Below are 18,328 nucleotides of genomic sequence, written 5' to 3'. Positions count from 1 at the left end.
ATCAATGACACGTGCGCTTATTTCACGGCATAGGCTGGCTGCACTGGCGCTTGCGGCTACTCTCGCCGCCTCTTCGGTGTGGGCAGGCTCTCCACCGAAGCTGAAGTCCGCCGAGCTGACCGGGGGGAATCGCGGTGCATTGGCCGCCGAGGGCTGCAACCGCGCCCTGCACCTCCGTGTCACCGAGTGGGCCTTGCATGAAGAACTGGAGGGCCAGGCGGCACCTGCGGGTAGACACTGGTTGACCCTGGGCGTGGAGGTGGAAAATATCATGCCCGCCGACCTGATATTCGATATCGGCTACCCGGAGGCAGTGCTGATCGGTTCCTTCGAGCGCCAGGGGTACCTGCTGGTCAACGGCGACACCGTGGTACGACGGGCGCATCTGGGCCAGGCGGCCATCGATGATGAGCTGGTGCTGCCGCATAACGGTGCGGTGGTCGCTGGAGAGCTGACCTATGCCATTCCCGAAACGGGCCTTGAGAGCCTTTCCCTGCACTATTACCACGACCAGTATGCTCCCCTGACGGTGCCGTTGCTGGGAAAGGCCGAGCAGCCCCAGGCCTTGCGGCAAGCGGCACAAGACGTCGACGGCCACGACCTGCTGTCCCTGGGGGTGCACGAGGTTGGTTTGCACAGCGCCTGGCTGGGCGAATCGGCCCCCGAAGGTATGCAGTGGCTGGTAGTTGACGTGCGCGGCCAGGGGGAGTGGCGAACTTCCGTGGATTCGCTGGCGCTGGATCGCGATGCCAATCCCCAGGAGCAGGACAGTCTGCGACGGGTCATGGAATATATCGAGGGGCCTGGCTTGCTGCAGGCGGTAGTGGATGGCCGGCACGCCTATGTCCGTGAGCTTCTGCTGAGCAGCCTTGAGGATAATCCAGCCCTGCTGCCCGATGCCTGGGCGGGAGGCCAGGCGGTGTTCCCGGTGCCGAAGGATGCCCAATCCCTGGAGCTCGTTGCTTATATGCCCCAGTTCCGCGGCACCGATATCTCTTCCGACATCCGCCCGGCACTGCGCTTCCTGCTGCAAGAGGGTAATTCGGTGCCAATCGAGAGTGAGCCGGTGGCCGTAATCGAGGATGACCCGATCCGTGTAACGCTTCACGCACTCGAGCATGTCGACGGCTTTGCCGGTCACACGACCGAAGGGGACGAGCGCCTGGCGCTGATCGAGGCCTCGATGAGCAACCTGAGCGGGGTGGGCGGCATGATGACGGCTGCCGATCGATTCCGGCTACAAGAGCCGGCAGGAGAGCTGGTCGCAGCCTATCAGCGGGGCCCTCTCGTGCTCGAGGAGCCCTTCTGGCTGCCCGCCGATGATGAGCCTCGTCACTTTCAGCTGCTCTATCGCCTTGATGCGGCGGCCGGCGAACTCGAGTTCGAATATGGCGGTGTCTCGGTCACCGAGCGGGTCAGGCTCCCCGTGGAACCCTGACCGAAGAGGAGTCCCAGCCTTTGGGCGAACGTCTGGAAGGATGCTCACATGCGGGTGGTGGATTGGAACCAGCAGTGATCACTGACTTCAGGAGGTGAAGGTGTCACATCGTAATTCATATGGCGCACGGTCCTGTGCGGGCGTCTGGGGCGGGGCTTTCGTTCTTGGGTTGGTGGCAGGTGGCTGGCTTGGCCCCGCCATGGGAAACACGACGCCGGGCTGGACGCAGGCCCAACTGCTGCATGAGATAGAGGTCGAGGGGGAGCGCGTCGAGCAGTTGGCGCTGTCATCGGATGGTGCTCGCGTGGCGATCGCCGCACACGGAAATCTCGAGATACGCGAGGCGTCGACCGGTGAGCTGGTGCATCGGCTGGAGGGCCACCACTCTCCGGAGGTGGACCGGCAGCTGCCTGTCACCGGGCTGGCCTTCAGCCCCGATGGCGGGAGCCTGGTGAGCGCCAGCTGGAATCCGGGCGTGGCGGCCGACGCGTCGCTCAAGCTCTGGGATCTGGCCACGGGCAAGCTGCTCCAGGACCTGGCCGGGGACCAGGAGTGTCGCGAGGTGGCCTTTTCCGCCGATGGGGCCAGCGTATGGGCTGCCTGCGGTGCGGATGTGCAGCGTTATGCGCTGGAGACGGGCCATGTTGCCGAGCGGGCGGAGTCCTTTCCTGCCGAATTGCAGCATGGGCCTGATGCCGAAACCGCGGCAGATGCCCTGCCGATGCCCCGGCAGGGCCCGGCCCATGCGCTGGCCTTGAGCAAGGATGGCATTCGGCTGGCCTGGGCGGGAAAGCCGCCGACCTTCCCCGCAGCACTGGTGCGATTGTGGCAGGCCGAAGCATCTCCGGCAGGTGGTGGCACACTGCCGGCCAACGACTATCAGCTCATCGAGTTACCTGAGGTGGAAGCGACCGAAGATCCCGTGGCTCTGGCGCGCAGGCACTACGGTATGCGCGAGTTCAACCCGGTCACCGTGGAGACGGTCACCCAGCGTATGCGCCAGGACGGCGATATCCTGGTCACGCTCAGCCTTGATGGACTCAAGGATGATTCGGTTCGCGCCATGCGCTACAGGCTTATCTTCAACCCTGCAAGCAAAGGGCGCTGGCAGCTCGGCGAAGTCGGGCGGCAGCAGCAGTGCCGACGAGGTCCCACCGAGCCGGACGCCTGGACCACGGCGCTATGCCATTGACACCGGCCAGCTTCGGCTGGGAAGCGGCATTCCCCCTCCAAACGAACGGGGTCACGTCGCACCAGCCTGGCTAACCTACTGGAATCAGTCGAAAGCAGTAACGCGAAACAACGACAACACTCATCCTCAGCAGGGGGCGACATGTGGGATTTCAAGATTGGCCAGGCCCTTGGCCTGATGCTGAAGACGCTGCCTTTCATTCTCTTCCGCCTTGCCGTCTACTTCGGCGTAGCACTGGCCTACGTACTGATGACGGGGGTCGGTGCCGGCGTGGGGTGGGGCGTCGGGGGCCTGGGCGACGAGGGCTTCCGCGCCGCTTCCACCTTCTGGGGCGGCGTCGTCGGCTTCGGGATCGTCGGCGCCATCATGTACATCCTGCGTGAGTACCTACTGTATATGGTCAAGGCGGGCCATATTGCCGTGCTGGTGGAGCTGATGGACGGCAAGCCTCTGCCCCAGGGACGTGGCCAGATCGAGCATGCCAGCACCGTGGTGAAGGCGCGCTTTGCCCAGGCCAGCGTGCTGTTCGGGGTGGATCAACTGATCAAGGGCGTGCTGCGTGCGATTACCGGCCTGGCTCGCGGGATATTCCGGCTGTTGCCGATCCCCGGTGCCCGTCAGTTCCTCCGGCTCGTCGAAATGTTCCTGCGCATCGCCGTGGGCTTCATCGACGAAGTGATCCTGGCCTACTGTATTCGCACCCGCTCCGACAACGCCTGGGCTTCCTCCCGTGATGCGCTCGTGCTCTACGGCCAGAATGCCAAGCCGATGCTGAAGAATGCCGCCTGGCTGGCACTGATCGTCTACGGCCTCTCGTTCCTGGTCTTCCTGGTCATGCTGGCGCCCGCTGCCCTGGTGGCCTATCTCATTCCCGGTGGCTGGTCGGCGACCGGGGTCATCGTCGCACTGCTGTTCGCCTGGAGCGTCAAGGTGGCGGTACTGGAGCCCTTTGCCATCACCTGCATGATGCAGGCGTATTTCAAGGCCATCGAAGGCCAGCAGCCGGACGCCGAGTGGGAGGCCAAGCTGGATGGCATGTCGGCCAAGTTCCGCAAGCTGAAGCTGCGTGCCACACAGACGACGACAGGCGACGACACGCAGGGAGCAGAAGTTACGCAGTGACACCGCGGGGCAGGGAAATGCGCTGAGACCAGAACAAGATGCAGATAAGGTGCGATATGAGCATGAGTCGGGGAAGCCAAGGTACGTGGCTGGCAGGCATGACGCTTGTCGGCCTGGGATTATTGACGGCATGCGGTGATGAATCCGCTTCCAGCGCCGTGCAGACAGACGATGGCGCTTCGCAGCAGGGCGGTGTGCAAAGTGACGGCGGCGGTGAGCTTGCTGGCCTGCTGGAGCGGGTGGAAAGCGGCGAGTCGATGATCAGCATCAGCGGGGCCGCTACCTCGACAGGTGAGTACACCACGGCGGATGATCCGCGCTACGGCGGTGTCAGCAACGATATCTTCCGGCCTGCTCTGGGAGGTGGCTCTTCCCGTCGAGGTAGCAATGCCGAAGGGCCGTATGTCATTTCAATCTACACCGATGCGACCCACGAGGATGATCCTGACAATGTTGTGCGTGCCTGGGTCTCGCTGGTGCTGCCGGCAGCCGCAGAGGCAGGCAAGAACTACGAGGTGGCGAGTTTCGCCGACGCCGAGGACCACCAGGTGCAAGCCCATGTTCGGGGTGACGGCATGGGGTGGTCATTCTCGCGGCAGGTCTCGGGCAGCGTTTACCTGGAAGCGTTCGGGGAAAGGGTCAGTGCTGCCTGGCTGCTGGAGGCCGCCGATGGGCGTGGCGAGGAGGCAAGCCGCGTGGCAAGCGAAGGTGCCGTCAAGGACCTCCCGCTGACGCTGCAGTCCGAGGCGGAGTACGACATAACCGTTAACGGCGAAACCGAGACCACACTTTCCCGTATTACCGCGCGCGACAACATGCTGATCGTCGGCCACGGGATCTATCTCTACCTGCCTGCGGGTGCGACAGCGGGAAGCTATCCGGTACAGGAAGGGCGCGGCGATGATGCCGTGCGCGCCCAGTTCACCCAACATGACATCGATGAGGTCAGCGGAGAGCTGACACTGGTGGCCAACGGCGAGCGCTACGATGCCGAGTTCAACATCGATGCCAGCGGGGAGGATGACGTGGCGCTGGCCGGCGACCTGCGCTGGATTGCGCTGGATGAGGGGTGAGCCGGCCACCTGAAACGGTTGCCGCATGGGTTGGCAAGACGGGGTAGGAAAGACGGGATAGGCAAGATTGGCTAGACAAAACAACGAGGAAAACGAATATGCGCAGTAAACGCTCTCTTGGGGTCGCCCTGTTGGGTGCCACGCTGGCAATGCCATTCACCGCTTCAGCGCTGGCCGATGAGGTCGTCGAACAGATCGAACTGGGTCTCGAGCTGTATCAAGAGGAGGATTATGGCGGGGCGGTCACCGAGCTGGAGTTCGCCATCAACGACATCCGCAAGCTACTGTCGGGACGCATTGCCGAAACCTTCCCCGACGCCCCCGAGGGCTGGACCGCAGGTGAAGCCGAATCCGCCGGCGGTGGCGGCGCGGCGGCCCTGATGGGGGGCGGTGGTTCCATGCTGCAGCGCAACTATCGCGAGGACGAAGGGGAGGGACGCCTGGAAGCGTCTTTGATGATCGACAACCCCATGGTCCAGGGCATGGCTGCGATGTTCAACAATCCCGCCATGATCGCTGCCCAGCCCAACATGGAGCGTGTCCGAATGGGGCGCGAGTCCGCCATCGTCAAGTGGGAGGCGGAACGCTCCCGGGTCGAGGCGACGCTGCTGCTCGACGGACGGATCCTGATGCAGGTGAAGGGGCAGGGAGTCGAGTCACCCGATGTCGCCGTCGAGCTGCTCAAGGCCTGGGACCTGGCCGATGTGCGCGCGAAGGCGGCACGCTGAAACCGATGCCAGGGCATTGAAGCCATTCTTGCGTCCAGCCAGCGAAAGCGCGGTCGACGTCAATCAGTCCTTCGTTCCGGCCGGCACCAGGGTGCCGGCCAAGCTCTTGCGTTGAACCCGGCGCTGAACCTTGAGCCAGCGTGAGGGAATATCCGGCTGCGCACGGAGCGCAGCGAAGGTTTTCTTCGGATGGGCTGCGGCGCCTTGAACCTGGAGGGCAGCCCGCTACTCTTTTCCTCGATGGCCCTGAAACGACGGGCGCCGCCGCAGGAGCATGATCGATACGCCTCCCAAGGCGCTCTGGCCCCATTGCCGTACCAGACGGGCGTTTCGGCGAGGTGTCGAGCGATTTTTTAGCTTTGCGTCCATGCATCGTTAAATCAGCATACGTTTCTTCATCGAACCCTCGGCGGTCCCTGCGTTCTCATGGATAGTCATTCACTGCGTTGACAGTTCCCCCGGCCGCTCCGCCGGAAGCTGACTAGGCTGATGAGTAACCCGGTGAGGTCATCGACTGTGGCGGTGGCCGTCAGGGTGGGCAAACAGGAGGCTTCGATGAGCATCTTCGATCATGTGCAGAACCGCTTCTCTCGTGTCCAGCAGGAAGAAATGTCCCTGCAGGAATATCTTGAGCTGTGTCGCGAAGACCCCATGGCCTATGCCAGCGCTGCCGAGCGCATGCTCCAGGCAATTGGCGAGCCCGAGGTGATCGACACTGCCAAGGACTCAAGGCTCTCGAGGATCTTCTCCAACAAGGTGATTCGTCGCTATCCCGCCTTCGCCGAATTCTACGGCATGGAAGAGGCAATCGAGCAGATCGTTGCCTACTTCCGCCATGCCGCCCAGGGATTGGAGGAGCGCAAGCAGATCCTCTATCTGCTGGGGCCGGTGGGGGGCGGCAAGTCGTCGCTTGCCGAGCGGCTCAAGCTGCTGATGGAGCACATCCCCTTCTATGCCATCAAGGGCTCGCCGGTCTACGAGTCGCCCCTGGGGCTCTTCTCGCCCGAGGAGGATGGCGAGCTGCTCGAGAAGGAGTACGGCATCCCCCGGCGCTACGTGAAGAGCGTGATGTCGCCCTGGGCCTCCAAGCGGCTCAGGGAGTACGGCGGCGACATCTCCGAATTCAAGGTGGTCAGGCTCTATCCGTCCCGGCTCAACCAGATCGCCATCTCCAAGACCGAGCCCGGTGACGAGAACAACCAGGACATCTCCTCCCTGGTGGGCAAGGTGGATATCCGCCAGCTAGAGCTCTACTCCCAGGATGACCCGGATGCCTACAGCTTCTCCGGCGGCCTGTGCAAGTCGAACCAGGGGCTGATGGAGTTCATCGAGATGTTCAAGGCACCGATCAAGGTGCTGCACCCGTTGCTGACCGCCACCCAGGAGGGTAACTACAACCCCACGGAGGGCATGGGGGCGATTCCTTTCGAAGGCATCGTGCTGGCCCACTCCAACGAAAGCGAGTGGCAGGCCTTCCGCAACAACCGCAACAACGAGGCTTTCCTCGATCGGGTCTACATCGTCAAGGTGCCCTACTGCCTGCGGGTCACCGAAGAGATCAAGATCTACAAGAAGCTGCTCGAGCACTCATCGCTCGACCAGGCACCCTGTGCACCGGACACCCTGCGCATGCTGGCCCAGTTCTCGGTGCTCTCGCGGCTCAAGGAGCCGGAGAACTCCAGCATCTACTCCAAGATGCGGATCTATGACGGCGAGAACCTGAAGGACACCGACCCCAAGGCCAAGTCGATCCAGGAGTACCGCGATACGGCGGGTGTCGACGAGGGCATGTCCGGGCTGTCCACGCGCTTCGCCTTCAAGATCCTCTCCAAGGTGTTCAACTTCGACAATCACGAGATTGCCGCCAACCCGGTACACCTGCTGTATGTGCTCGAACAACGCCTGGAGCAGGAGCAGCTGCCCAAGGAGACCTTCGAGCGCTACCTGCGCTTCATCAAGGAGTTCCTGGCGCCGCGCTACGTGGACTTCATCGGCAAGGAGATCCAGACCGCCTACCTGGAGTCCTACTCCGAATACGGTCAGAACATCTTCGATCGCTACGTGACCTATGCCGACTTCTGGATCCAGGATCAGGAGTATCGAGATCCCGAAACCGGGGAGCTCTTCAACCGCCAGTCTCTCAACGAGGAGCTCGAGAAGATAGAGAAGCCGGCGGGTATCTCCAACCCCAAGGATTTTCGACACGAGGTGGTCAACTTCGTGCTGCGGGCGCGGGCCCAGAACAATGGCATGAACCCCAGCTGGCAGTCCTACGAGAAGCTCAGGGGGGTCATCGAGCACAAGATGTTCGCCAATACCGAAGAGCTGCTGCCGGTGATCTCCTTCAATGCCAAGGCGTCCACGGCAGATCAGAAGAAGCACGAGGACTTCGTCGAGCGCATGAAGGATCGCGGTTATACGGAGAAGCAGGTAAGGCTGCTCTCGGAGTGGTACCTGCGCGTGCGCAAGTCGCAGTAACCGGCGCTGGCCTGGGAGGTCACCATGACCTATTTCATCGATCGACGCGCCAATGCCAAGCACAAGAGTGCTGTCAATCGGCAGCGTTTTCTCGACCGCTACCGGACGCATATCAAGCGTTCGGTGGAGGAGGCGGTCAATCGCCGCTCGATCACCGATATGGAGCGCGGCGAGAAGGTGTCGATTCCGGCTCGCGACATCTCCGAACCGGTATTTCAGCACGGCCCGGGCGGCAAGCGGACCATCGTCAGCCCCGGTAACAAGGAGTTCGTCGAAGGCGACCGCCTGCGCCGCCCCGGCGGGGGGGGCGCAGGCGGGGCGGGTGAAGGCGGGGCCTCAAACCAGGGCGAAGGCATGGATGAATTCGCCTTCACCTTGAGTCGAGAGGAGTTCCTTGACTTCGTCTTCGACGGCTTGGAATTGCCGCATCTGGAGCGCAAGGCGCTGGTGGATCTCGACGAGGTGCGGCCGGTGCGAGCGGGGGTGTCCCGAGATGGCGTGCCGGCACGCATGAATATCGTGCGTTCCATGCGTGAGGCCTACGCGCGGCGGATTGCCATGCGTGCGCCCATTCGACGGGCGCTGCGTGAAGCTCGCGAAGCGCTTGATATGGAGGAGGGCAAGGACCCGGTATTGCGCAACCCGGCGCGCATCGCCGAGCTCAAGGCCGAGATCGAGCGCCTGGAGAAGCGCCTGGAGGCGGTGCCGTTCATCGATACCTACGACCTGCGATACAACAACCTGATCAATCAGCCCCAGCCGTCGAGCAAGGCGGTGATGTTCTGCGTCATGGATGTCTCGGGCTCCATGACCCAGGCCCACAAGGATATCGCCAAGCGCTTCTTCCTGCTGCTCTACCTGTTCCTGGAGCGCAACTACGAGAAGGTCGAGCTGGTCTTCGTGCGCCACCATACCGCCGCCAAGGAGGTCGACGAGGAGGAGTTCTTCTACTCCCGGGAGACCGGCGGCACCATCGTCTCCAGTGCCCTGACCCTGGTCGACGAGATCATCACCAAGCGCTACCCCCCCGGGCAGTGGAACCTCTACGTGGCCCAGGCCTCGGATGGTGACAACTGGGACGACGACTCCATCACCTGTCGGGAGCAGCTGATGAAGTCCCTCATGCCACGGTTGCAGTACTACACCTACGTGGAAATCACGCCCCATGCCCACCAGGCGCTATGGGAAGAGTACGAGACGGTGGCCGACGAGTTTCCCGACCGTTTTGCCATGCGCCAGATCGTAGAGGCCGGCGATATCTACCCGGTTTTCCGTGAGCTGTTCAAGCGCCGCTCCGCCCACTGATGCGGACAGGAGGCACCATGACCCGACGCAAGCCCATTGCTACCGGCTCCGACTGGAATTTCGAGGTGTTGGAAGCCTATGAGCGGGAGCTGGCGTGTCTGGCCGATGAGTATCGCCTGGATACCTATCCCAATCAGATCGAGATCATCACCACGGAACAGATGATGGATGCCTATGCCAGCGTGGGTATGCCGGTGGGCTACCATCACTGGTCGTTCGGCAAGCAGTTCCTGGCGGTGGAACAGGCCTATCGGCGCGGCCAGATGGGGCTGGCCTATGAGCTGGTGATCAACTCCGATCCCTGCATCGCCTACCTGATGGAGGAGAATACCCTGATGATGCAGGTGCTGGTCATGGCCCACGCCTGCTACGGCCACAACTCCTTCTTCAAGGGCAACTACCTGTTCCGGGCCTGGACGGACGCCAGCTCGATCGTCGATTACCTGGTCTTCGCCCGCAAGTACGTGGCCGACTGCGAGCAGCGCCACGGCGTGACGGCAGTGGAGCAACTGCTGGACGCCTGCCATGCGCTGCAGAACTATGGTGTCGATCGCTACAAGCGCCCTTCACCGATTTCTGCCGAAGAGGAGGCCAGGCGTCAGACTGAACGCGAGGCGTACCTGCAGGCCCAGGTCAACATGCTGTGGCGAACCATTCCCGATCGTCCGCTAGACGATGCCCTGCCCGGCTCCCTGAGCGATGGCGAAGACCCGCTGGGCCTGCGCGAAGGCGGGCGCTATCCACCGGAGCCTCAGGAAAACCTGCTCTATTTCATCGAGAAGAACGCGCCGCTGCTGGCCCCCTGGCAGCGCGAAATCGTGCGCATCGTGCGCAAGCTGGCCCAGTACTTCTATCCCCAGCGGCAGACCCAGGTAATGAACGAGGGCTGGGCATCATTCTGGCACTATACCCTGATGAACCGCCTCTACGACGATGGGCTGGTCGATGAAGGCCTGATTCTCGAATTCCTGCAGTCGCACACGGCGGTGGTCAATCAGCCGGACTTCGACAGTCCGTACTACAGTGGCATCAACCCCTATGCACTGGGGTTTGCCATGTTCAGCGACATCAAGCGCATGTGCGAAGCCCCCACCGACGAGGATCGCGAGTGGTTTCCCGATACGGCGGGTGGGGATTGGCTGGAAACGGTGCATTTCGCCATGCGCAACTTCAAGGACGAATCCTTCATCCAGCAGTTCCTCTCACCCAAGGTGATCCGTGACCTGAAGCTCTTCACCATCGTGGATGACGACCAGGACGAAATGCTGGAAGTGACGGCGATACACGATGAGCGGGGCTATCGGCGCGTCAGGGACGCCCTGGCCACCCAATATGCGCTGTCGGTTCGCGAGCCCAACATACAGGTCCATGCTGCCAATATCCGCGGCGACCGCTCCTTGACGCTGCATCATGTGCAGGACAGCCGCCGCCCCCTGGGACGCAGCGTCTATCCGGTGCTGCGCCACCTGTATCAGCTGTGGGGATTCCCCGTGAGGCTGGAGTCCATCATGGATGACGATTCCGTGGGGCGGAGCCTGCAATGGCCGCTACCGGACGAGGAGGCGAAGTGAAGGAGACGGTTGGCAGGCAGGCGGGTCGGCGAACTCCAACAAGAACAGGCGCCCGAACAGGCGCCTGTTGTCCAGCATCGAGCCAGCGGCTCAATCCATCGGTGCCCAGGACTGGCACCAGCCTCGAGGTTCAACACTGTTCTGCGGAAACAGCTGACACCCTTCTGTCCCCGAATCAAAGAACATGCAGTTGTCGCAGTACTCACCCGCCTCGAAGGCAGGATGATCGCTGGCGTCTTCGGCCACTTCGACGTAGTTCAGCGCCTGGGCCTGTTCGTCGTTGGGGTCCAGCCGAGGCAGCGTCTGGGCAAAGGCCTGTTTCGACAGGATACCGGCCCCCAGAGGCAGGGCGGCTACACCGAGCAAGCTGTTGCGCATGAAGTCACGGCGGCTCTGATTGGCCATGGGTTCTCCTTTTCGTCACGGTCCTGAAGTTATCGGTGTCTGGCAATGATAGCCCTTTGCCGGGCATCTCGTAGCCTCGACCAATGGGCGGACCATGCGTCCGCCCACCTAGTGTGCGACAGGATTGGGCCCGCCGAGTTCGCTATGATCATACAGTCAGGATGACTTTCTTGAACCGACGGAGGGGATGCCATGCCGATCTTTACCCGATTTGCTTCGCCCATGGGCGACATTCTGATTGAAGCCGACGAGCAGCAGCAGGTCAGCCGCCTGGTCGTGGCGGCCGACGACGAACCGGATCCGGCTGAGGCGCGCCGGGATGACGCGGCACTGGCAGAAGCCCGTGAACAGGTCGAGGGGTATCTGGCCGGCCGCCGGCGCAGCTTCAGCCTCTCCCTGGCGCCGGGGGGCAGCGACTTCCAGCGGGATGTCTGGTCGGCGCTGCTGCGCATTCCCTACGGCGAAACCCGCACCTACGGCGAGCTGGCTCATCGGCTGGGCCACGAGGGGGCGGCGCGGGCCGTGTCGGCGGCGGCGCTTGCCAATCCCGTCCCGCTGCTCATTCCCTGCCACAGGGTCGTGGCAGCCGACGGGCTAGGCAGCTACAGCGGGGGACAGGCACTCAAGGACTCGTTGTTATCCATGGAGCACTCGGCAATGGTGGAATCCCTCCCCCACCCTAGGTAGGGTGAGGGAGACACTGCAACTGCAAGGACGCTGTCATGCCGTGGATAAAGATCCTGCATATCGCCAGCCTGCTCTGCTGGTGTGGCGCGCTGCTTTACCTGCCGGCTCTGCTGCTTGGCAGCGCCATGTCGCGGGGCGTCTCGTCCTTCCGTGCTCCCGCGCCGGTCATTCTGCGTTTCCTCTTCACCCATGTTGCAACGCCATTCGCCCTTGTGGCGATCATGAGCGGGACCCTGCTGTTCATTGTCGGGCAGCTCACCGGGGGGTGGCTGGTGCTCAAGCTGGCGGCGGTGACGGGCATGGTGTTCTGTCATGTCCTGTGTGGTGGGCTGATCGTGCGCCTGGAGCAGGCGCGCCTGCGGGGCATGATCCCGGCGAGCGCGCTGGTTGCTGCCGTGGCGGCATCACTGATGCTTGCCGTACTGATCCTGGTGCTGAGCAAACCCTTTGGCTGAGGCATGACAAGGAGAGTCACGATGCGCCACTCGATCCATGCACGGTCTGCGTCATTTGTCGTCGATGTCGACGCCCACCGCCTCGTCGTAGACGAGCATGCCGCCGAGAATGCCGGCCAGGGCGATCAGGGCCGCCGTCATCAATGTCAGGGCAACGGCCCAGGGGAGCAGGTCGACGGGGTCCTTGAAGCGCCACAGCCAGTTGAGGGAAGCCAGCGACAACATCATCACCGCCAGGATGGCATGGCACCAGCCGAGTACCATCTGGCGTATGCGCTTCACCGTGACCAGGTCGATCAGGCCGGCAGCGCTGGCGACCCAGCCGCCCAACGCCCCGACCCCGGCCAGCCACAGGCTGACACGAGCCCAGAACGGTTCTGCGGTATAGAGGAAGGCGGCATCGCTGGCAACGAGCAGCATCAGGCAGGCGATGGGGAAGTGGATCATGACCGGGTGGAGGGGGTGCCCGGCGATGGCGGCGCGGCTCCTGATCGAACGTTTCGGTTGGTCAGCCATGTTCGCGTCCTTTGCGATCGATACAGTTCTCTTTTCCGCATTCAACGCCCTGGGCGCCGCCGGGTCAACCGCACAGGCCGACTCTCCTGGTGGGCGGTGCCGATGGCGGGCGCGTTGGCCGGCTGCGCCGGGGAGATGTCGATCCTCGATCCGGCCGGGCCGGCGGCAAGCGCTCAGTTCTGGGTCTGGTGGGCCATGCTGGGGGTCAGTATCGTCGTTGCGCTGGTCCTCTTCACGCTGTGGCTCTACACCTTCCGCCGCCGCGAGCAGCCGAAGCGAACGCCGCGGGAGGAGCAGCGGATCATGCTGCGCTGGGTCATTGGTGGTGGCGTCCTGCTGCCGGTGGTCAGTATCGTTGCACTACTGCTCTTTGCCGCCCCCACCGGCCGCGGCATGCTGCCCTTGCCGCTGCCGGTGGGTGAAGCCGAGCTCATCGAGGTGGTCGGCCACCAGTGGTGGTGGGAGGTGCGCTATCCCGGAGAGAACGGCGAGGGCGACGTGGTCACCGCCAACCGGCTGGTGATGCCGGCCGGCGAGCCCGTCGATTTTCGCCTGACCAGCGCTGACGTCATCCACGCCTTCTGGATCCCTCGTCTCGGTGGCAAGCGTGACATGGTGCCGGGGCGCTATACCACCATCCGCCTCGAAGCCGATGAGCCCGGCGTCTTCGGCGCCCAGTGCGCGGAATTCTGCGGTGCCCAGCATACGGGGATGCTGCTCCACGTCGAGGCAATGGAGCGAGACGATTACGATGCCTGGCTGGCGGAGCGGCGTGTGCCGCCCGAGCCGATCGGTGACGAAGGCGATGCGGTTCGCGCCTTCGGAGAGCACTGCGCGGCCTGCCACACGGTCGCAGGGTTCCCCGAGGCACTCATCGTCGATGACGTGACTCACGATATCGTCGGGCCCGACCTGACCGACATCGGTTCCCGCCCCACCCTGGGTGCCGGTGTGCTGCCCATGGAGGAGGGCGCCATCGCCTACTGGCTGCAGCACCATCAGACGCTTAAACCCGGCAACCGCATGCCGCCTCATAACCATGTCGATACCGAGACACTGCAGGAGATCGGCGCCTGGCTGGAGGCAATGGACCCATGAGCGATATCAAGGATGCGACGCTGACGCCTGAGATCCAGCGGTTGCACAAGGGAATGGACGAGGTCTGGGGCAATCCCAAAGGCCTGCGGGCCCTGACCGTGGTGAACCATACCAGCATCGGGCTGCGCTTCATGGTCACCGGGGCGATCTTCTTCCTGATCGGCGGCCTGCTGGCGATGCTGATCCGCACCCAGCTGGCCTTCCCCGACAACGACTTCATGTCGCCGGAGATCTACAACCAGGTCTTCACCATGCACGGCACGGTGATGATGTTCCTGTTCGCCATCCCCATCCTCGAGGGACTGGCGATCTACATGATCCCCAAGATGATCGGCGCCCGCGACCTGGTCTGCCCGCGACTGACCGCCTTCGGCTATTTCTGCTACCTGTTCGGCGGCCTCATTCTCGCCTCCAGCCTGGTGCTGGAGATGGCGCCGGCCAGCGGCTGGTTCATGTATACCCCCCTGAGCAGCGGTGAGTATGCGCCGGGGCCCGGGTCGGATTTCTGGCTGCTGGGGATCACCTTCGTCGAGATATCGGCGCTCTCCGCCGGGGTGGAGCTGGTGGTATCGATATTGCGCACCCGCACCCAGGGCATGGCGCTGCACAAGATGCCGCTGTTTGCCTGGTACATCCTGGCCATGGCACTGATGATCGTGGTCGGCTTCCCGCCGCTGATTCTCGGCAGCATCCTGCTCGAGCTGGAGCGCGCCACCGGGATGCCCTTCTTCGATGTGGCCGGCGGGGGCGACCCGGTGCTCTGGGCGCACCTGTTCTGGCTGTTCGGCCATCCCGAGGTCTATATCATCTTCCTGCCCGGGGCGGGTATCGTCTCGACGCTGATCCCGGTCTTCGCCGGGCGCCCCATCGTTGGTTACGGCTGGGTGGTGGCGGCCATCGTCATCATGGGCTTCGTCAGCTTCGGGCTGTGGGTACACCACATGTTCACCCTGGGCATCCCGCAGCTGGCGCTGGCGTTCTTTTCGGCGGCGAGCATGCTGGTGGCGATCCCCACCGCCATCCAGATATTCGTCTGGCTCTCGACGCTGTGGCTGGGCAGGCCGAGAATGACGCTGCCGATGCTATGGATCGTCGGCTTCCTGGTGATCTTCGTGCTGGGTGGGCTGACCGGTGTGATGCTGGCCCTGGTGCCCTTCAACTGGCAGGTCCACGATACGCATTTCGTGGTGGCCCACATGCACTACGTGCTGGTGGGCGGCATGCTCTTTCCGCTGATGGCCGGCCTCTACTACTGGCTGCCCCAGGTGTCGGGGCGCATGCCTTCGGAGCGGCTGGGCAAGTGGAGCTTCTGGCTGATCTTCCTCGGTTTCAATGTCACTTTCCTGGTCATGCACTGGACCGGGCTGTTGGGCATGCGTCGGCGAGTCTTCACCTACGATACGGCCATGGGCTGGGACCTCTACAACCTGATCTCCTCCGTCGGCGGGTTCATGATGTCCATCGGCGTGGCACTCCTGATCCTCGATATTGCGCTCCACTTTCGCTTCGGCAAGAAGGCGCCGCAGAATCCCTGGGGCGCCGATACCCTGGAGTGGGCCATGCCCAAGCCGCCCACGGCCTACAACTTCGTCAGCCTGCCCGAGGTCGAGACGCGCCACCCGCTGTGGGAGAACCCCGAACTCTCACGCACCATCTACGAGGGCAGGCATGGCCTGGCCAACATCCAGCACGGCCGGCGGGAGACCTGGGGCAGCGATGCCCTGACCGGCAAGCTGCGCGAGACCGTCCACCTGCCGAGCAACTCCTGGTGGCCGTTGTTCTCCGCCCTGGCCCTGGCCGCGGTGTGTGTCAGCCTGCTGGTGCGCGTCTACTGGGTAGGGGCCGTCGCTGCCCTGGTGGCTGTCGTGCTGCTGCTGCGCTGGTCCTGGGAAAACGGCGCGCATCCCAAGATGGCTCCCGAGGCCTCGTTGGAGCCCACCGAGCCGCCGTTGCACTATCGCACCATGAATGGGCCGGGCGTATGGACCATGTCGGTCTCTCACCTGGCCAACGGCTCGCTCTATCTCTCACTGCTGTTCGGTTGGTTCTACCTGTGGACGGTGGCGCCGGAGTGGCAGATGCCGGAAACGTCGCCGCTTTCGATGCCGCTGCTGGTATTGGCGGGCGCGGCCCTGACCCTCGGGACGTTCGTGCTGGCCGGGCGGGTGCGGCGTTTGCGCCGACGCAACGATGCGGGGCTCGGCGGTGGTATGTACCTGACCGGTGTGCTCGGGGCGCTGCAATCGGCGCTGATCGGTGTTGTGATCTGGCAGGCGGAGTTGGCGCCCACCGAGAGTGCACACGACGCCACGCTGCTGGTAGCGCTGATCTACGTGCTGCTCCATGCGCTGCTGGGCGCCATACTGTGTCTGTTGCAAGGGCTGCGGGTCGGCTATGGCCTCGTCAGTGCCGAGATGCCCCTGGAGCCGGTCGTGGTACTGCGCTTGTGGCACTACAACCTGGTGGTCTACTGGACCCTCTTCGTGGCCATCTGGGTCATGCCGACCCTATTGGGGGGCGCGTGATGAAGCACCTGTTTAGCCTGACCCATCCGATCCACCTGGTGGGCGGCCTGATTCTCTGGGCCGTCTGGTTCGTGGCGATCTATGCCGGACTGTCGGTGGCCTGTTCGATGGCGCCACCCGACCCTCAGCGTGGCATGCTAACCGGCATCAATATTGGCGTGGGTCTATCCACGCTGGTCACTACCCTGTTGCTGCTCTGGCTGGCCCGGGCCGGGTTGGTGGCGGCGCGCAGGACCTCGGTTCTTCGCGAGCGCTACTTCGCCCATGTCTCCGCGGGTATCTACCTGTTCTCGGCGGGTGGCACGCTGTTCGTTGGCTACCCGGTGATATCCCTGCCCCCCTGCCTGTGAGCGGGCAGGGCGTTCGATGTCGGCGCCGATTCTGTCGACACGGCTTGCCTGCTATACTCGCGCCAGGTCGCGGCGATGCGCTTGCCGCAGGACGTTCCAGTTCCAGGGGGAGTTCCCGATGCAGAATGCCGTGATCCTGATCAACACCGACAAGGGGCAGGTCAAGGCGGTGGCAGAGCGTCTCGCCGATGTCGAGGGTATCAGCGAGGTCTACTCGACCTGTGGCCGCTATGATCTGGTGGCGATAGCCCGTACCCGGGACTTCGAGAGCCTGGCCGAACTGGTGACCGAGCGCCTCAATGCCGTCGAGGGCATTCGCGACACGGAGACCCTCAATGCCATGCAGGTCCACTCCCGTCACGATCTCGAGACCATGTTCTCCCTGGGCTGGTAAGCCGGCGAACGCTTTTCCACTCCCTGAACACTGAGTGCCGGTGCCGATGCGTGCCGGCAGTGGCACCATCCGGATCGACTCATGGCTCTAGCACGCTCCCGCAGCCGGCGAAGGCGCCGGCGCTCGCCGCTGTCAGGCTGGCGCTCACGCACCCGCCAGTTCGGTATCACCCTCGTTTTCGTCGTCGTCGGCAGCGGCCTTTGGTACACCCAGGAGCAGGAATACCGCGACCAGTTGAGCTGGATGGGGGTGCCCACCTGGGAGAGCCTGACACCCTTGACCCTGCACCGCGTCCTGCGCAACGACGGTTTCCTCGTCGGCTGGTCCGACATTCGGGTCAACCCGCTCTGGGTCAGCTACCTGTTGCACGAGGTGGACGACCCGCGTGCCGGTCCCAGGCCCGGCTTCCGTCGTGACTGGCGTACGCTCTGGCCGATTGCGGCGGACAGTTACTCCGGCAGCGGCTACGACCGAGGGCACCTGGCACCCAACTATGCCATTGCGGTGGTGCATGGTTACGAGGCGCAGCAGCACTCTTTCCTGATGAGCAATATGTCGCCGCAGCGGCCGGACCTCAACCGCCGCCTCTGGCAGCGGCTGGAAGAGGTGGTGATCGATCACTTCGTACCGCGCTTCGGCGTGGTGCAGGTGATCACCGGCCCGGTTTTTCCCGAGCGCTTCTTCGATAACGTGACCAACCGGGTGGGGCTCGTCGAGATTCCCGAGGCATTCTACAAGATCATTGTCGTGCCGGCCGATGAGCCCATGGGGCTGGCCTTCATCATGCCCCAGGATGTACGCGGCGACGAGCCGCTGGACGACTACCTGGTGAGCATCGACGAGGTGGAAGCACGCACCGGCCTGAACTTCTTCCCGCGCCTGCCGGAAGAGGTCGCCGAGGTGCTGGAAGGGGAGGTGGTGGCCGAAGGGTGGGCACTGGAGGAGGTGGCGCGGCTGCCGGGGCGGTTTCAGTAAGCCCTCGGTGATTGGC

17 protein-coding genes are annotated in these 18,328 nt (G+C 63.5%); 15 read left to right on the top strand and 2 right to left on the bottom strand.

Annotated elements, in window-relative coordinates; all coding sequences use genetic code 11:
• Positions 1 to 4: 4 nt before the first annotated feature.
• The 8 genes from LY622_RS18460 (at position 5) to LY622_RS18425 (ending at position 10,907) form a co-directional block, all read left to right on the top strand.
• A complete protein-coding gene (locus LY622_RS18460; protein ID WP_234292212.1) occupies positions 5 to 1,438 on the top strand; it encodes a hypothetical protein in 1,434 nt (477 codons plus the stop codon).
• A gap of 100 nt (positions 1,439 to 1,538) precedes the next feature.
• A complete protein-coding gene (locus LY622_RS18455) occupies positions 1,539 to 2,630 on the top strand; it encodes a WD40 repeat domain-containing protein (RefSeq protein WP_234292211.1) in 1,092 nt (363 codons plus the stop codon).
• Between the two features lie 141 nt (positions 2,631 to 2,771).
• The gene (locus LY622_RS18450) at positions 2,772 to 3,752 is read left to right on the top strand and encodes a hypothetical protein (RefSeq protein WP_234292210.1); all 981 of its coding nucleotides are present in this window, start codon (positions 2,772 to 2,774) and stop codon (positions 3,750 to 3,752) included.
• A 98-nt stretch (positions 3,753 to 3,850) separates the two neighbouring features.
• Positions 3,851 to 4,825, top strand: coding sequence for a hypothetical protein (locus tag LY622_RS18445; RefSeq protein WP_234292209.1), 975 nt, complete (start codon positions 3,851 to 3,853; stop codon positions 4,823 to 4,825).
• Positions 4,826 to 4,923: 98 nt separating this feature from the next.
• Positions 4,924 to 5,553, top strand: a complete 630-nt coding sequence (locus LY622_RS18440; RefSeq protein ID WP_234292208.1) for a hypothetical protein — start codon at positions 4,924 to 4,926, stop codon at positions 5,551 to 5,553.
• Positions 5,554 to 6,108: 555 nt separating this feature from the next.
• The gene (locus tag LY622_RS18435; RefSeq protein ID WP_234292207.1) at positions 6,109 to 8,031 is read left to right on the top strand and encodes a PrkA family serine protein kinase; all 1,923 of its coding nucleotides are present in this window, start codon (positions 6,109 to 6,111) and stop codon (positions 8,029 to 8,031) included.
• 24 nt (positions 8,032 to 8,055) lie between these two features.
• Positions 8,056 to 9,336 carry a YeaH/YhbH family protein gene (locus LY622_RS18430; RefSeq protein WP_234292206.1) on the top strand — a complete coding sequence of 427 codons (1,281 nt, stop codon included), beginning with the start codon at positions 8,056 to 8,058 and terminating at the stop codon, positions 9,334 to 9,336.
• A 17-nt stretch (positions 9,337 to 9,353) separates the two neighbouring features.
• Positions 9,354 to 10,907 carry a SpoVR family protein gene (locus LY622_RS18425; RefSeq protein ID WP_234282170.1) on the top strand — a complete coding sequence of 518 codons (1,554 nt, stop codon included), beginning with the start codon at positions 9,354 to 9,356 and terminating at the stop codon, positions 10,905 to 10,907.
• Between the two features lie 90 nt (positions 10,908 to 10,997).
• Here the strand turns inward: LY622_RS18425 and LY622_RS18420 are convergent, their stop codons facing one another.
• Entirely contained in the window at positions 10,998 to 11,312 is a 315-nt protein-coding gene (locus LY622_RS18420; RefSeq protein ID WP_234282168.1) for a high-potential iron-sulfur protein, read from the bottom strand.
• Positions 11,313 to 11,504: 192 nt separating this feature from the next.
• Between LY622_RS18420 and LY622_RS18415 the strand changes: the two genes are divergently transcribed.
• A complete protein-coding gene (locus tag LY622_RS18415) occupies positions 11,505 to 11,999 on the top strand; it encodes a methylated-DNA--[protein]-cysteine S-methyltransferase (RefSeq protein WP_234292205.1) in 495 nt (164 codons plus the stop codon).
• A 35-nt stretch (positions 12,000 to 12,034) separates the two neighbouring features.
• Positions 12,035 to 12,454, top strand: coding sequence for a CopD family protein (locus LY622_RS18410; protein WP_234292204.1), 420 nt, complete (start codon positions 12,035 to 12,037; stop codon positions 12,452 to 12,454).
• A gap of 51 nt (positions 12,455 to 12,505) precedes the next feature.
• On the opposite strand, the gene LY622_RS18405 is transcribed toward LY622_RS18410, so the two are convergent.
• Positions 12,506 to 12,970 carry a DUF2231 domain-containing protein gene (locus LY622_RS18405; protein ID WP_234292203.1) on the bottom strand — a complete coding sequence of 155 codons (465 nt, stop codon included), beginning with the start codon at positions 12,968 to 12,970 and terminating at the stop codon, positions 12,506 to 12,508.
• 102 nt (positions 12,971 to 13,072) lie between these two features.
• Here LY622_RS18405 and coxB point away from each other — a divergent pair, with 102 nt between their 5' ends.
• The 5 genes from coxB to LY622_RS18380 all read left to right on the top strand — a co-directional run bounded on the left by coxB (position 13,073) and on the right by LY622_RS18380 (position 18,312).
• Entirely contained in the window at positions 13,073 to 14,068 is a 996-nt protein-coding gene (gene coxB / locus LY622_RS18400) for a cytochrome c oxidase subunit II (protein WP_234292202.1), read from the top strand.
• Positions 14,065 to 16,593: a cytochrome c oxidase subunit I gene (gene ctaD, locus LY622_RS18395; protein ID WP_234292201.1), complete on the top strand. Its 2,529-nt coding sequence runs from the start codon at positions 14,065 to 14,067 to the stop codon at positions 16,591 to 16,593. Before coxB ends, ctaD begins: the two co-directional genes overlap by 4 nt.
• Positions 16,593 to 16,943, top strand: coding sequence for a hypothetical protein (locus LY622_RS18390; protein ID WP_234292200.1), 351 nt, complete (start codon positions 16,593 to 16,595; stop codon positions 16,941 to 16,943). Before ctaD ends, LY622_RS18390 begins: the two co-directional genes overlap by 1 nt.
• 118 nt (positions 16,944 to 17,061) lie before the next feature.
• Entirely contained in the window at positions 17,062 to 17,337 is a 276-nt protein-coding gene (locus tag LY622_RS18385; protein ID WP_043510462.1) for an Lrp/AsnC family transcriptional regulator, read from the top strand.
• 81 nt (positions 17,338 to 17,418) lie between these two features.
• Positions 17,419 to 18,312, top strand: a complete 894-nt coding sequence (locus tag LY622_RS18380) for a DNA/RNA non-specific endonuclease (protein ID WP_234292199.1) — start codon at positions 17,419 to 17,421, stop codon at positions 18,310 to 18,312.
• Positions 18,313 to 18,328 lie beyond the last annotated feature (16 nt).

It is taken from the genome of Halomonas alkalisoli (assembly GCF_021412585.1).
GTDB classification, from domain to species: Bacteria; Pseudomonadota; Gammaproteobacteria; order Pseudomonadales; family Halomonadaceae; genus Halomonas; species Halomonas alkalisoli.
The sequence above is the reverse complement of the archived record's forward strand: the minus strand, read 5'-3'. Positions and strand labels throughout refer to the sequence as shown.

What these genes read in the sequence shown, in the direction of transcription:
- LY622_RS18405 (WP_234292203.1), bottom strand. Translation starts at nt 12,970, where the DNA reads ATGGCTGACCAACCGAAACGTTCGATCAGGAGCCGCGCCGCCATCGCC.
- coxB (WP_234292202.1), top strand. Translation starts at nt 13,073, where the DNA reads ATGGCGGGCGCGTTGGCCGGCTGCGCCGGGGAGATGTCGATCCTCGAT.
- LY622_RS18390 (WP_234292200.1), top strand. Translation starts at nt 16,593, where the DNA reads ATGAAGCACCTGTTTAGCCTGACCCATCCGATCCACCTGGTGGGCGGC.
- LY622_RS18445 (WP_234292209.1), top strand. Translation starts at nt 3,851, where the DNA reads ATGACGCTTGTCGGCCTGGGATTATTGACGGCATGCGGTGATGAATCC.
- LY622_RS18425 (WP_234282170.1), top strand. Translation starts at nt 9,354, where the DNA reads ATGACCCGACGCAAGCCCATTGCTACCGGCTCCGACTGGAATTTCGAG.
- LY622_RS18435 (WP_234292207.1), top strand. Translation starts at nt 6,109, where the DNA reads ATGAGCATCTTCGATCATGTGCAGAACCGCTTCTCTCGTGTCCAGCAG.
- LY622_RS18385 (WP_043510462.1), top strand. Translation starts at nt 17,062, where the DNA reads ATGCAGAATGCCGTGATCCTGATCAACACCGACAAGGGGCAGGTCAAG.
- LY622_RS18415 (WP_234292205.1), top strand. Translation starts at nt 11,505, where the DNA reads ATGCCGATCTTTACCCGATTTGCTTCGCCCATGGGCGACATTCTGATT.
- LY622_RS18450 (WP_234292210.1), top strand. Translation starts at nt 2,772, where the DNA reads ATGTGGGATTTCAAGATTGGCCAGGCCCTTGGCCTGATGCTGAAGACG.
- LY622_RS18440 (WP_234292208.1), top strand. Translation starts at nt 4,924, where the DNA reads ATGCGCAGTAAACGCTCTCTTGGGGTCGCCCTGTTGGGTGCCACGCTG.
- LY622_RS18430 (WP_234292206.1), top strand. Translation starts at nt 8,056, where the DNA reads ATGACCTATTTCATCGATCGACGCGCCAATGCCAAGCACAAGAGTGCT.
- LY622_RS18420 (WP_234282168.1), bottom strand. Translation starts at nt 11,312, where the DNA reads ATGGCCAATCAGAGCCGCCGTGACTTCATGCGCAACAGCTTGCTCGGT.
- ctaD (WP_234292201.1), top strand. Translation starts at nt 14,065, where the DNA reads ATGAGCGATATCAAGGATGCGACGCTGACGCCTGAGATCCAGCGGTTG.
- LY622_RS18380 (WP_234292199.1), top strand. Translation starts at nt 17,419, where the DNA reads ATGGCTCTAGCACGCTCCCGCAGCCGGCGAAGGCGCCGGCGCTCGCCG.
- LY622_RS18460 (WP_234292212.1), top strand. Translation starts at nt 5, where the DNA reads ATGACACGTGCGCTTATTTCACGGCATAGGCTGGCTGCACTGGCGCTT.
- LY622_RS18410 (WP_234292204.1), top strand. Translation starts at nt 12,035, where the DNA reads ATGCCGTGGATAAAGATCCTGCATATCGCCAGCCTGCTCTGCTGGTGT.